This window comes from Collinsella aerofaciens, from assembly GCF_015546965.1.
Taxonomy (GTDB): Bacteria; Actinomycetota; Coriobacteriia; order Coriobacteriales; family Coriobacteriaceae; genus Collinsella; species Collinsella aerofaciens_X.
Genome location: NZ_JADMUF010000002.1, coordinates 94,054 through 106,651 on the forward strand (window position 1 = coordinate 94,054; position 12,598 = coordinate 106,651).

Annotated in this window: 10 protein-coding genes; 4 read left to right on the forward strand and 6 right to left on the reverse strand. The window is 60.9% G+C overall.

Annotated features, from left to right (window positions below):
- The first annotated feature begins 125 nt into the window (after positions 1-125).
- Positions 126-929 (forward strand): transposase, encoded by an 804-nt coding sequence (locus I1M21_RS02135; protein ID WP_195192240.1) that lies wholly within the window; start codon positions 126-128, stop codon positions 927-929.
- Between the two features lie 658 nt (positions 930-1,587).
- Here the strand turns inward: I1M21_RS02135 and sufU are convergent.
- From sufU to sufC, 5 genes are read right to left on the reverse strand one after another with little or no spacing between them, the layout of a single operon-like run.
- Positions 1,588-2,022: a Fe-S cluster assembly sulfur transfer protein SufU gene (gene sufU, locus I1M21_RS02140; protein WP_117758331.1), complete on the reverse strand. Its 435-nt coding sequence runs from the start codon at positions 2,020-2,022 to the stop codon at positions 1,588-1,590.
- Positions 2,015-3,340 (reverse strand): aminotransferase class V-fold PLP-dependent enzyme, encoded by a 1,326-nt coding sequence (locus I1M21_RS02145; RefSeq protein ID WP_229025530.1) that lies wholly within the window; start codon positions 3,338-3,340, stop codon positions 2,015-2,017. Before I1M21_RS02145 ends, sufU begins: the two co-directional genes overlap by 8 nt.
- Positions 3,337-4,608 carry a SufB/SufD family protein gene (locus tag I1M21_RS02150; RefSeq protein ID WP_195192241.1) on the reverse strand — a complete coding sequence of 424 codons (1,272 nt, stop codon included), beginning with the start codon at positions 4,606-4,608 and terminating at the stop codon, positions 3,337-3,339. Before I1M21_RS02150 ends, I1M21_RS02145 begins: the two co-directional genes overlap by 4 nt.
- Entirely contained in the window at positions 4,608-6,020 is a 1,413-nt protein-coding gene (gene sufB / locus I1M21_RS02155; protein ID WP_022094821.1) for a Fe-S cluster assembly protein SufB, read from the reverse strand. Before sufB ends, I1M21_RS02150 begins: the two co-directional genes overlap by 1 nt.
- Positions 6,021-6,032: 12 nt before the next feature.
- Positions 6,033-6,830 carry a Fe-S cluster assembly ATPase SufC gene (sufC, locus tag I1M21_RS02160; RefSeq protein WP_195192242.1) on the reverse strand — a complete coding sequence of 266 codons (798 nt, stop codon included), beginning with the start codon at positions 6,828-6,830 and terminating at the stop codon, positions 6,033-6,035.
- Between the two features lie 224 nt (positions 6,831-7,054).
- Between sufC and I1M21_RS02165 the strand changes: the two genes are divergently transcribed.
- The 3 genes from I1M21_RS02165 to I1M21_RS02175 all read left to right on the forward strand — a co-directional run bounded on the left by I1M21_RS02165 (position 7,055) and on the right by I1M21_RS02175 (position 11,442).
- A complete protein-coding gene (locus tag I1M21_RS02165; RefSeq protein ID WP_055310594.1) occupies positions 7,055-7,486 on the forward strand; it encodes an RrF2 family transcriptional regulator in 432 nt (143 codons plus the stop codon).
- A gap of 139 nt (positions 7,487-7,625) precedes the next feature.
- Positions 7,626-9,443, forward strand: a complete 1,818-nt coding sequence (locus I1M21_RS02170) for a VgrG-related protein (RefSeq protein WP_195192243.1) — start codon at positions 7,626-7,628, stop codon at positions 9,441-9,443.
- Between the two features lie 202 nt (positions 9,444-9,645).
- Entirely contained in the window at positions 9,646-11,442 is a 1,797-nt protein-coding gene (locus tag I1M21_RS02175; protein ID WP_195192244.1) for an AAA family ATPase, read from the forward strand.
- Positions 11,443-11,466: 24 nt separating this feature from the next.
- On the opposite strand, the gene I1M21_RS02180 is transcribed toward I1M21_RS02175, so the two are convergent.
- Positions 11,467-12,486, reverse strand: a complete 1,020-nt coding sequence (locus tag I1M21_RS02180; protein ID WP_195192245.1) for a glycosyltransferase — start codon at positions 12,484-12,486, stop codon at positions 11,467-11,469.
- Between the last annotated feature and the right edge of the window lie 112 nt (positions 12,487-12,598).

Below are 12,598 nucleotides of genomic sequence, written 5' to 3' on the forward strand. Positions count from 1 at the left end.
GATGCCGTTCGCCGCCTGTATACTGCCTTTTGCCGTGTGGCGTAGTTGTTTTGCGTGAATGTTTTGATGGCACGCTTCAATCGTGCTGTATTGGATGGCAAGCAGATCGCGGCGAGGGGAGCGTCATGCAGCGCGTTTGGAGAACGGTCACCGGCTTTTACCATGTCTGTGCCCGCGGTACAGGCAAGCAACTGATCTTTGAGACCGATGACGACCGCTGGGAGTTTCTGGAGCTGATGCGCGACTGCTGCCGGGAGGCGGGGGTGACAATCGTGGCGTGGTGCCTTATGGACGACCACGTGGATCTGGTGCTTTTGGATTATGAGGACGAAATGAGCGCAGCCATGCAGCGGTTGCTGCTGACGTATGCCCGTCGGTTCAATAAGCGCACTGGGCGCGCGGGCTGCCTGTTTCGTGAGCGTTTTGAGCGCCGCTCGCTCGATACCGACTGGCAGGTGATGGAGGCTATTCGCTCCGTACATGCCAATCCGCAGGAGGCGGGTATTGCTCTGATTGAGCGCTATCCGTGGAGCAGCTTTGCCGAGTATCTACGGGCCTATGACAACGATATGACGAGGGGATTTTCCGACCCTTCTTGCGTTCTTGAGCTTTTTGGTTCTGCCAAGGCCTTTATTGCCTATTCGCTTTCGACGCCCGACAGCGGCGAGCCAGCGCTGTGCGATATGAAAGAGACGGAGTGGGAACGCCACGCCTTTGCCGAAAAGTTGGCGAAGGGGCTCGGGGTTCCGCTCCACGTGGTTAAAGCCGCACCGTCGGCGCAACGCAATGTCGTTATTCTTGGATTGCACGATGCTGGTTTTACGGTGCGTCAGATTGAGCGGTATACGGGGATTGGCAAAAGTACCGTTTCTCGTATTGTGCGCGCCCGTGCGCGAGCGGCGGTGCGGACTGGCGGAAACGTGGTGTAGGGCCGCCGGTGCACCGCGGCTGGGGTCGCCCATACGCCGCAGCTATTGTTCTAAAAGCTCGGGTACGGTAACTGCACTTCTTAATTTGCATAGAACAGACGCCGTTATGCATAAAATAACGCCTTAGCTCGGTTTTGCCCGTACCTACCCCCGTCTGCGCCGTGCAAAAAGCGGAGTTTTCTGCATCGTGGTACTGTCGGCACCGCCGCAATTTTGCAACATACGGGCTCTGAAGCTATTTATGCCTGCCGATGCGCTCCCGAAGCTCATGTTTGCGCCCCTGAGACCACGATTCTTGTTCTAAAACGCAATATAAAGGCCACTGGAGATGTTGATTAACGCTTCCAATGCGTATACACACGGCTTGGCGTGCTGAATATTCGCAAAAATGCACGCCGCACCCTATGGGACCCATCTGCGGCAGGCGTGAGGCGAGCCGGAGCCCAGTAAGACGAGGCTTGGGACATTGCCTGGCGTGCCCGTGGTCCTGTCACAAGCTTTAGTACGGTGGAAAACGCTCGTGTTCGCGGTTGGCCGTGCGATAAATGACAGACGGGGCGCCGGACGCGCGGACTGTGTATCCGCGCTCGTTATGAAAAAGCCGAGCCGCCCGTATCGGGCGGCTCGGCAATCAAAATCCTTGGATTTGGGGCATCCGCTACTGGTTAGCTTGCCCCTCGAGCATACCGTCGAGGGTGCGCCAGGCGAGCTCGGCGCACTTGACGCGGGCAGGCATGTGCGAGATGTCCTGGAGTTGGGCGGCCTCGTCCAGATCTTCCAGGTCCTCCTCTGAGAGCTGCTCGCCGCGGATCATGGCCAGGAAGAGCCCGGCCAGGCGGCGTGCCTCCTCGACCGTCTCGCCGGTGATGAGGTCGGCCATGATATCGGCGCTGGCCTGGCTGATGGCGCAGCCGTGACCGGTAAAGGAGGCCTCCTCGATCACGCCGTTCTCGACACGCAGCTGCAAGGTGAGCTCGTCGCCGCAGCTGGGGTTGATGCCGTCGTGCTCGTGCGTGGGGGCGTCCATCTCGTACTTGTAGTCGGGGTGCGAGTTGTGCTCCATAAACGTGGTGGAGGTGTACAGATTACCCATTAAACGTGCTCCAAACGTGATGCAGGCCGGCGATGAACTTGTCGATGTCGGCCTTGTCGTTGTAGAAAGCCACGCTGGCGCGGCAGCAGGCGAGGTTCTCGACGCCCAGCCAGGTAAGCAGCGGCTGTGCGCAGTGGTGGCCGGCGCGGATACACACGCCGTCCATGTCCATGATGCTCGCGACGTCGTGCGGGTGGATGCCCTTGACGTTAAAGCTCACGACCCCGTGATGGTTATCCCAGTAGATGGAGCCGATGATCTGGACAAAGTCGAGCTGCATGAGCTCGCCCATCAGGTAATGGACGAGTGCCTGCTCGCGGGCCTGGATGTTCTCGTAGCCCACCGTGTTGACGAGGTAGTCGAGAGCGGCGCCTGTGGCGAAGATGCCGGCGGCGTCCTGCGTGCCGGCCTCGAACTTCTCGGGGACGGGCGCCCAGACGGCGTCCTGCTCAGTGACCGAATCGATCATCTCGCCGCCGGTGAGCATGGGCGGCATGGCGTTGAGCAGGTCCATCTTGCCCCACAACACGCCGATGCCCATGGGGCCCATGGCCTTGTGCGCGCTAAAGGCAAAGAAGTCGGCACCCAGATCGGCCACGTTGACCGGCATGTGCGGCAGCGACTGCGCGCCGTCGACGACCAGATAGCCGCCATACTTGTGCACGAGCTTGCCGAGGTTCTTGACCGGGTTCTCGACGCCTAGCACGTTGGAGACCTGACCCACGGCCAGAATCTTGGTCTTGGGACCGACCTTGGCCAGGACCTCCTCGGTGGTGAGCTGGCCGGTCTTGGTGGGGTAGAGGTAGACGAGCTTGGCACCGGTCTCGCGGCAGACCTGCTGCCACGGGATCAGGTTGGAGTGGTGCTCCATGATGGTGATGACGACCTCGTCGCCGGGCTCCAGCACCGTGGGCGCAAAGCTCTTGGCTACCAGGTTGAGCGACTCGCTGGTGTTGCGGGTGAAGACGACTTCGTTGGCCTGGGCGGCGCCGATGAGGTCGGCGATCTGTTGGCGGACCTTGGCGATGGCATCGGTGGCCTCGACGGACAGCGAGTACAGGCCGCGCAGCGGGTTGGCGTTCATGCGCTGGTAGAAGTCGCGCTCGGCGTCGAGCACGCAGGCGGGGCGCTGCGCGGTGGCAGCGCTATCGAGGAAGGCGATCTCGGGGTGCTGCTGGAACAGCGGGAACTGCGCCTTGTAGGGATTGGTCTCGATGTCGACGGTAGGCCAACCGCGCGAAGCCTCGTCGCTGGCGTCGAGCTCCATGGGCTCGGGGGCGGTGCAGGTATCGCATTTAACGTGCTCGGTATCGATCATGCGAGCTCCTCTTCAAAGTTATCGATCAGGTTGTTGCCCAGGCGGACGACGGCGGCGCGGGTGCGCTCATCGGTGGCGGAAAGCGCAGCGTCCTCCAGCTTGGCTCGAATAAACAGATCCTCGGCGGCGTTTTGGTCGAGGCCGCGGCAGGCGAGGTAGAACAGCTGCTCGTCGCGGACGTGGCCGATGGTGGCGCCGTGGTTACCGGCGACGTCGTCCTCGTCGCACAGGATGACGGGGACGGTCTTGTTGTCGACGCCCTTGTTGGCGAGCAACACGGTCTCGCGCTCGGTGCCGGTTGCGCCCTTGCAGCCGTGCACGAGGTCGATGGTGCCGCGGTAGACCTTCTTGGGCGTGCCGGTCAGCACGCCGTTGGCGTCGATCTCGCACTCGGTCTTGCGGCCGCGGTGGCGCAGCTCGTAGTTAAAGTCGCGCACCTGCTCGCGGGCGCCCAGGTAATCGGTATCGATCGTCACCTTGGCGGTATCGCCCAGCAGGTCGCCGGCAAGGCCGGTGGCGCTGGCGCCGGCACCCAGGACGGTGTGCTGCACGTTGACGCGCGCGCCCTCGTCCAGGAACAGGCCGGTGTCGTCGAGCGCGATCCAGCTGTCGTCGAGCGTCTGCGTGCAGGTCACGTTGACGGTGGCGTACTCGTGGGCGCACACGCGCAGCACGGAGCCCACGACGCCCTCGCCGGTAACGGGGGAGTCCAGGGCGATCTGCAAGTCGAGCGTTGCCTGCGGGCGGGCGACGACGTCGATGGCGGCGATGGCGGCCGCAGCGTCGACGCCACTCACGCGCACGGCAGCCGTGGCGTGCTTGTACGCGGGCACATCGATGACGATGCGCTTGGTGGCGTGGTCGGCCAGGTAGGCGTAGGCGGCCTCGCCCATGCCGGTCTCGAATGCCTCGGCGGGGGAGAGTTCCTCTTCAAGCCTGATGGCGCCGGCCTGGTAGACGGAGGTGGCGGGCACGTCGAGCTCGGTCTCGGGCGTGATGCGGGTGCGGTCGGCAGCGTCGCCGGGGGCGGAGGCACGGCGCTCGGGGAAGCGCTCGGCCATGGCTTCCATGGCGGTATCGAAGGCGTCGGCAGCGCCGCGGAATTGCTCGTCCAGGCCCTCGACCTCAACGGCTTCGGCGGGAGCGGTGGCAAGCTCGTCGGAAAGCTCGAGCTTGGTCTGGTTCATCTTGAGCCAACCCCAAGTCGCCGCAGGCATCGCATTAACCTGCTCAAGCGTGGTTGCAGCGGTGTTCGTGGTCTGTTTCATTATCCGATCGCTCCTTCCATCTCGAGCTTGATCAGGTTGTTCATCTCGACGGCGTACTCAAGCGGCAGTTCCTTGGAGACCGGGTTGGCAAAGCCGTTGACGATCATGGTGCGTGCCTCTTCCTCCGAGATGCCGCGGCTCATCAGGTAGAACACCTTGTCGTCGCCGATGCGGCCGATGGTGGCCTCGTGGCCGATGTCGACATTCTTGGCGCGGATGTCCATGGCGGGGATGGTGTCGGAGCGGCTTTGGTCGTCGAGCATCAGCGACTGACAGCTCACGGTTGCCTTGGATCCCTCGGCCTTGGGCGTGGCCACGATAGAGCTGCGGAAGGTCTGGATACCGCCGCTCTTGGAGATGCCCTTGGTCTCGACAGTCGCCGAGGTCTCGGGTGCGTTGAGTACGACTTTGCAGCCCGTGTCGAGGTTCTGGCCGGCACCGGCAAAGGTGATACCGGTAAAGCTCGAGCGGGCGCGACGGCCGTTGAGCACGCTCATGGGGTAGAGGTAGCCCACGTGGCTGCCGAAGGAGCCACTGATCCACTCGATGTCGCCGTCCTCGTCCACGCGCGCACGCTTGGTGTTGAGGTTGTACATGTTCTTGGACCAGTTCTCGATGGTCGAGTAGCGTAGGTGCGCACGCTTGCCTACAAAGAGCTCCACGGCGCCGGCGTGGAGGTTTGCCACGTTGTACTTGGGCGCGGAGCAACCCTCGATAAAGTGCAGGTCGGCGTCGTCCTCGACGATGATAAGCGTGTGCTCAAACTGGCCGGCGCCCTTGGCGTTGAGGCGGAAGTAGCTCTGCAGCGGAAAATCGAGCTTGGTGCCCTTGGGCACGTAGACAAACGAGCCGCCCGACCACACGGCGCCGTGCAGGGCCGCAAACTTGTGGTCGGTGGGCGGGATGAGCGTCATAAACTTCTCGTGGATGAGCGGCTCCCACTGCGGATCGTGCAGGGCTTCCTCAATGCCGGAGTAGACGATACCCATCTTGGATGCGGTGTCCTGCATGTTGTGGTAGACGAGCTCGGAGTCGTACTGCGCGCCGACGCCTGCCAGGTAGCTGCGCTCGGCCTCGGGGATGCCCAGACGCTCAAAGGTGTTCTTGATGTCGTCGGGCACCGACTCCCAGTCGTGCTTTTGGTCGGTGTTGGGCTTGACGTAGGTGACGATGTTGTCCATGTCCAGGCCCTCGATGGAGGGGCCCCACGTCGGATCCGGGAAACGGTTGAAAATCTCGAGGGACTTGAGGCGCAGGTCGAGCATCCACTGTGGCTCGTCCTTCTTGGCGCTGATCTCGCGCACGATGTCGGGCGTGATGCCGGCGTCGAGGCGCTCGAATCCCTCCTCGCCATAGGTGAAGTCGTAGAGGCTGCGGTCGATGTCCGCGACCTCGGTGCGGTTCTTGGTCATAGCGTCGCCCCTTTACGCCTGCTCGGCAGCGGCAGCCTGGGCCTGCGCACGCTGCTCGGCGGCCTCGCGCTCAAAGGTCTCAAAGCCGTTCTTGTCGATCCAGGGGATGAGCGAGGCGTCGTCCTCGCGTACGATGTGGCCCTTGACCATAACGTGGACGCGGTCGACATCCAGGTGCTCCAGGATGCGCGTGTTATGCGTGATGATGAGCATGGAGCCGTCGCAGCTCTTGCGGTAGGCGTCCATGCCGTGGCTGACGGTGGACAGGGCGTCGACGTCCAGGCCGGAGTCGGTTTCGTCCAAGATGGCGAGCTTGGGCTGCAGCAGCAGGAGCTGGAGCATCTCGACCTTCTTCTTCTCGCCGCCCGAGAAGCCCACGCCCAGCTCGCGGTTGAGGTAGGCGGTGTCCATGTTGAGCTCGGCCGCGAGCTCCTTAACGCGACGGCGGAACTCCTTGCCCTTCATCTCCAGGCCGGGGCGGCCGGCGATGCTGGCGCGCAAAAAGCTCGACAGCGGCACGCCCGGAATCTCGACCGGGGCCTGGAAGCTCAGGAACAGGCCGGCGCGCGAACGCTTGTCGGTGGTGAGCTCGGTGATGTCCTGGCCGTCAAAGACGATGCGGCCGTCGTTGACGGTATAGACGGGGTCGCCCATGACCAGGTGGCCGAGGGTGGACTTGCCGGCGCCATTGGGTCCCATCAGCACGTGGGTCTCGCCGGCGGCGACGTTGAGGTTGACGTTGTGGAGGATGGTCTTCTCGTCCACGGAGGCGGTCAGACCTTCGATGGAAAGCAGCGGATTTGCGCTCATGCTGTCCCTCTCTGTATATGGTGTACTCATAGGTGTACTAAACCCTAGGAATCTTCTCGGAATAAAGTTACTATGGGTTCGGCGTTAGTCAAGGGAAAACCCGACTAATCCACTCGACTTTTCAAATTCTGGGACAAAATAACCTGTTGTGTTTGTCCCACTTACTTAAGATTTGGGACAAACAAACCTGGTTATGTTGTCCCAGATGCGATGGGAGGGTAGGTATGCTCATTTCTTCCAAGGGCCGCTATGCCCTCCGGCTGATGATCTATATCGCGGCGCTCGGTGACGCCGAGGGCAAGATTGCTCTGCGCGAGGTTGCCGACCGCGAGCATATCTCGCAAAAGTATCTGGAGCAGCTGGTTCGTCCGCTTATGAAGGCGGGCCTGCTTAAGAGCGTGCGCGGCAAGGGCGGCGGCTACATGATGGCCAAGGACCCGGCCGAGGTGCGTGCTGGCGACATCCTGCGCGCTGTCGAGGGCAGCACGGCGCCCGTGGCGTGCGACGGCATCGACAATAGCTGTACCCGTAGCGATTTGTGCTCGACCGTCAAGTTCTGGCGCGGGCTGGACGACGTGATTGAAAAGTACGTTGACGGCGTGACGTTGGCCGACCTGGCCGCCGTTCCCGAGATCAACTTTGACATTAAGCTGTAGGTTGAGCTCAATTCCTTAAGATTTCGCGGAGGGTTGTTGCCGTTTACCGAGGGGTTGTTGTGCAACAACGGGCGAGCTGCAATACTTATTCTCATCTTTGCAAACTGCACTTTAACTACACCAATGCAGGGAGGATTTTATGCAGCCCAAGCATTCCGCGATTGTCGCGGGCCTGACGCTGGCGCTTTCGTTTGGCGCCGTTTCCGCGCCGGCACCCGCCGCTGCCGAGGAGCCCACGCCGGGCGTTGCCTCGGATGCCACCGATATCGATAAGGGTCTCTACACCCAGCAGTCCTTCTCGGGCGTGCTGAGGTCGGTCCAGGGCGTTTCGTTTGTCAACGTGACTCCCGAGATGAAGTACTTTACCAAGTACGAGAGCCATGGCAACTACAACCAGGGCTTCTCGTATGGCGACGGTTATAACGCGCTGGGCTATTACCAGTTCGACCGGCGTTGGTCGCTCATTCCGTTTATGAAGCAGGTTTACAACTACGATTCTGCCAAGTACGGCATGCTCAAGGATGCGATTGATCGCGGCAGCGAGATTTCCAACGCGAGCAATGCCATGTACGAGAACGACCAGCTTACCGAGCTGGGCCGTATTGCACAGGAGGCCTTCCAGGGTGCTTATAACACCGATCCTGCTGAGTTTTCGGCTCTGCAGGATGCGTATGCGTACAACTCGTACTATGCGGTGACCGAGGCGTGGCTCAAGAGCGGCCTGGGTATTGATATTTCGGGCCGCGCCGATTGCGTCAAGGGCATGGTGTGGAGCATTACCAACATGTGCGGCACCGGTGGCTGCAGGGACTTTTTCCGCTGGGCGAATCTTTCCAACGATATGTCCGACCGCGAGTTTGTGACGGCGCTTTCCAACAGCGTGGTCAATAACGTGGCGACCAAGTATGCAAGCCAGCCCCAGTACCACGAGGGCTGGAAGAACCGCTACCGCAATGAGCTAAAGGACTGCTTGGCTTATATCGCCGAGGACGAGGCAGCCGCTGCGACGCCCGTGCAGCCCGAGCCCACGCCGGTGCCCTCGCCGACACCTGATTCGAATGACGACTCGAGTGACGATGCCAACGATGACAGGATGGATGCGCCCTCGACCGATGCTGACGGTAATGGCTCTGCTGGTGGCACTACCAACGACGGCTCTACCTCGAACGGCTCCGATTCGAACGGCTCTGCTGCGGGCGATTCGCCTTCAAGCTCTGCCGGCAATACGGACAGCGACGCTTCTGGTTCGACCGGCGCTGACACCTCTAACTCATCTACCGGCTCGAGCGATTCGTCCGTTGACACCGGCTCTAACAACGGCTCCGGCTCTGACACGACCCCTGATTCCGATGCTTCCAAGGACGACTCGAATAAGGCGCCGGACGCTCCCGTTGCTTCGCCGGACAAGAAGCCTTCTTTCTCCGAGCAGCTTGGTTCTACGCTGGGTTCTTCGCTGATGGCTGGCGTCAATAACGGCTCGGCCCAGAACAAGGACAACTCTGATCAGGTTTCCACGGAAAAGACCGAAGCCGCAAAGGGCGACTCCAAGGACAAGGCTTCCGAGAAGGCTGAATCCGATAAGGGTCCTAGCTCTGATGAGAAGGGCGACAAGTCCGGTCAGAAGAAGGACGAGGACAAGAAGTCTGAATCTGAGGAGAAGGACAAGAACAAGGACAAGACCGAGGACGGAAAGCAGCAGGGCGAGGACAGCAGTAAGGGCAACACCGACAACCAGAACCAGGAGCAAAATGACTCCAAGACGGTGACCACTACAACCACGACGACTACAACGACCAAGTCATCTGGCGGCAACATGCCCAAGACGGGCGACCTTATCGTTATGGCGAGCCTTGCCAGTGCAAGCTTGGCCACACTGGGCGCTACGTCTATCGTAAGTGGTAAGCATAAGCTCGATCAGCAGAAGAAGGCTTCTGGGGAGGACGGCTCGGAGGAGTAGCCTCTCGGTTGCTAGATAACTAAAGAGTTGGGACGGGGTCTGGTGCTAATACATTGGGCCCCGTTTTGTTGTGCAACGATTAGTTATGCCCCCTCATACCTCTTGTTGCTACCGTTGCCCGATATGTTTGCGCGGCGACATCGGTACGCGCGAGGCGGTCATTACAATTGGCATCGTGTTGCGATTTAGGGGGAACGTTTTGGTGTCTGAACAGGCAAATAATGGTTGTGCTGACGGCTTTGGCGTGCGTTTGATCGGCTGTGCCGACGATGCGGCTTTGCCCATTGGCATGCACGACTATGCGGAGACTCTTGGTTGCTGCACGCTGGTCGACAAGACCATGTTTATTGCCGATGTGTTGGACTGCGACGCGTCCGTTGTGGTGTGCTGTCGACCCGTGGGTTTTGGCAAGAGCATGAACTTGTCGATGCTCAGGGCTTTTCTGGAGCGTCCAGCGGTCGGTCGTGCTGGTCAGCGTTTGTTTGCCGATGCTCAGATTTGGGATGCGGACGGCGGGCGCTATCGGGATGAGTACGCTTGCTATCCGGTGATATCGCTGGATTTTTCTGGCGCTGCGAGGCGTGGCGCCGCTATTGCCAGCGTCGTGCGCGATGCCCTTTCGGGCGAGTGTGCCCGCCTGCTGGCGCTTTTGGAGGCTCCGGATTTAGCTCGAGACAAGGTGCGTCACATCGAATGTGTCGCGCGTGGCGTGGCGAGCGCGGATGAGGTTGACTCGGTGCTCGGTGTGCTCATTGAGCTGCTGGAGATGGCCTGCGATGAGCAGGTTGTATTGCTCGTTGATGGGTACGATGCGGCATGGTTGGGCCGTGCAAGCGCGAGGGGCGCTTCCGGTGCCGATCCGGCAGAACTACTTGACCGTGTGCTGTTTGACGCCATTGCCACTGCGCGCGATTCGTTGCGGCTGACGTGTCTGATGGGGGAGTGTCCCGCTCCTGCCGAAGCGGCGCTTTCTTCGCGCGGCTGCTCGTATTGTCTGACGACGCCGCTGTCGGCGTGGTGTGACCGATGTTTCGGTTTTTCGGATGCCGAGGTCGAGGCTCTTTTGAATCATGCTGGGCGCGAGGAATACCTGGATGATGCGCGTGAATGGCTCGAGGGGTATCGGTTTGGCAGGGCCTATTGCTCGAGTCCAGAGCGTGTGATTGGGTTTTTGGACCGAGGCTGCACGGCGTCTGTGCGTGCCGATCTGTATGGATATGCCGATTGCCTGAGTAGGGTAGTTGCCGGGTGGAATCTCGACCGCCTTTCGGTCTTGTTTGATTTGCTCGAGGCCCATGGGTGCGCTGAGGTCCCGCTTTGTTTGGGCACTGCAGAGCCAGATGTCTCGCCTGACGATGTCATGTGGACAGCGCTGTATCTGTCCGGTTTTCTCACGACGGATATGACTGAGGAGCCAGAGCATCGCGATCGCCTCCGTGCTTTGCGATTGCCCAATAACGAGCTTCGTCAGGCCTTGCGTCTAGTGATTGTTGAGTGGTTTGAGTGCGCTGCCGAAGACACTCGAGATGTCGATGCGTTTCGCGACGGGCTGTGCCGTGGGAACGAGGATACCGTGAGGCGGGCGCTAAGCCGCATCCTGGGGGATGCGGGTATCGGTGAGACCGACCCAGATAAGCCGCTGCCATATCATCTGCTCTTGCAGGGGCTCTGCTTTGGCTTGCCGGGCTATGCCAATCCTGCTTCGAGGCGAAAGTGTGGCGCGGGTCGCTGGGACATCCAGGTTTTTCCTACGGGCGCTGTGTTCGACGTAGCTGACACGATCGGTATGCTCGATGAACGTCCGCTGATAACGATCAACATGATGTATGACCCCGGTGTGGATGCGCTGGGTCTGGAATTGCTGGCCGTGCAGTCGCTACTCGACATAGAGCGCGACGGCATCGACGAAATCCGTGTGCCGCGACCCGGCGTGGGTCGCATGCGCTGGGGGTTCGGTTTTGATGGGCAGCATGTGGCTACGGTGTGCCAGCGGCTTTAAGCGCCGAGGTGTTTCCGGCTTCCGTTACTCGGTGTCCTTCATGGGCGGCATGGGCTTCCAGTCGGGGTCCTTGATGATCTTTCGGGCGTCCTTCATGCCACGGCGCAGCGCCGGAATGCCGGTCTTAAAGCACTTGTCGACCACGGCCAGGCGAATGAATTCCTTGCAGAAGGTCGCGGCGTTGCCCAGACGGAACAGCACAGGGTGGTAGTCGCCGTAGATCTGCATGTAGCGTGCCAGATAACCGCGGTTGCGCATGATGTAGTAACGGTTGGTGTCGCTCGTGGAGTTGAGCTGGCGCTTGCCGGCGATATCCCAGTTAGAGACGGCGCGGGCGCGCTTGAGCACCACGTCGGCGACCACGGCGGCGGGGAAGTGTTGGCTGGCTACGTAGCCGTAGCAGGCATCGTCACCGTAGATAAAGAAGCGCGCATCGGGCAGGCCAATCTTGTCGACCACGCGGCGCGAGAACATGCCGCCCTCAAAGCACAGCTGGTTCATGGCGCGATAGCCCTCGGGGCCTAAGTCCCACTTGGCGACGGGGTTAGGGATGCCGAGCGAAAGGATGAGCTGGTACTGCCAAAAGAAGGCGCCGCCGTCAAAGTCCAGGCGCGAACCCTGGATGACGTCGTAGCGGTCGGTCCACTTGGCCAAGCGTTCGATGCCTTCGGGGATGACGAGCACGTCGTCGTCCATGACCCAGAACCACTGGGCCCCCAAGTCGTAGGCGCATTTAGTGCCGGCGGAGAAGCCGCCCGCACCGCCGCCGTTTTCGAGCTGCGGGGCGTAGATGACACGGTCGGTGCCGCCCTGCGCGTCGGGCTGCTCGGTGTCGATGCCCCACAGGTTGGCCAGGCGCTCGTTGAATGCGGTGCACATGGCCTCGGTCTCGCGCGAATTCTCGTTATCGACAATCACGATGCGCCAGGGCGTTGCCGTGAGCTCGGTCATAGAGTCGAACAAGTTGGCCAGGAGTTCCTGGCGCTTGTACGTAACGACGACGATGGCGAGCTTATCGATGGGAGCGGGAAGGTTTGAAGGCATGAGGCAATATATCCTTTCACGCGCGGCGGGCGAGTGCTGCGCGGAAGCTATCGAATACGTCCTTGAGACTGTCCTATTGTAAAGGCTCGGCGCACCTTGACGGCAAGCTTTG

Excerpts from the sequence above, each read along its gene's own strand:
- I1M21_RS02135 (WP_195192240.1), top strand. The coding sequence starts at position 126 with ATGCAGCGCGTTTGGAGAACGGTCACCGGCTTTTACCATGTCTGTGCC.
- sufU (WP_117758331.1), bottom strand. The coding sequence starts at position 2,022 with ATGGGTAATCTGTACACCTCCACCACGTTTATGGAGCACAACTCGCAC.
- I1M21_RS02145 (WP_229025530.1), bottom strand. The coding sequence starts at position 3,340 with ATGATCGATACCGAGCACGTTAAATGCGATACCTGCACCGCCCCCGAG.
- I1M21_RS02150 (WP_195192241.1), bottom strand. The coding sequence starts at position 4,608 with ATGAAACAGACCACGAACACCGCTGCAACCACGCTTGAGCAGGTTAAT.
- sufB (WP_022094821.1), bottom strand. The coding sequence starts at position 6,020 with ATGACCAAGAACCGCACCGAGGTCGCGGACATCGACCGCAGCCTCTAC.
- sufC (WP_195192242.1), bottom strand. The coding sequence starts at position 6,830 with ATGAGCGCAAATCCGCTGCTTTCCATCGAAGGTCTGACCGCCTCCGTG.
- I1M21_RS02165 (WP_055310594.1), top strand. The coding sequence starts at position 7,055 with ATGCTCATTTCTTCCAAGGGCCGCTATGCCCTCCGGCTGATGATCTAT.
- I1M21_RS02170 (WP_195192243.1), top strand. The coding sequence starts at position 7,626 with ATGCAGCCCAAGCATTCCGCGATTGTCGCGGGCCTGACGCTGGCGCTT.
- I1M21_RS02180 (WP_195192245.1), bottom strand. The coding sequence starts at position 12,486 with ATGCCTTCAAACCTTCCCGCTCCCATCGATAAGCTCGCCATCGTCGTC.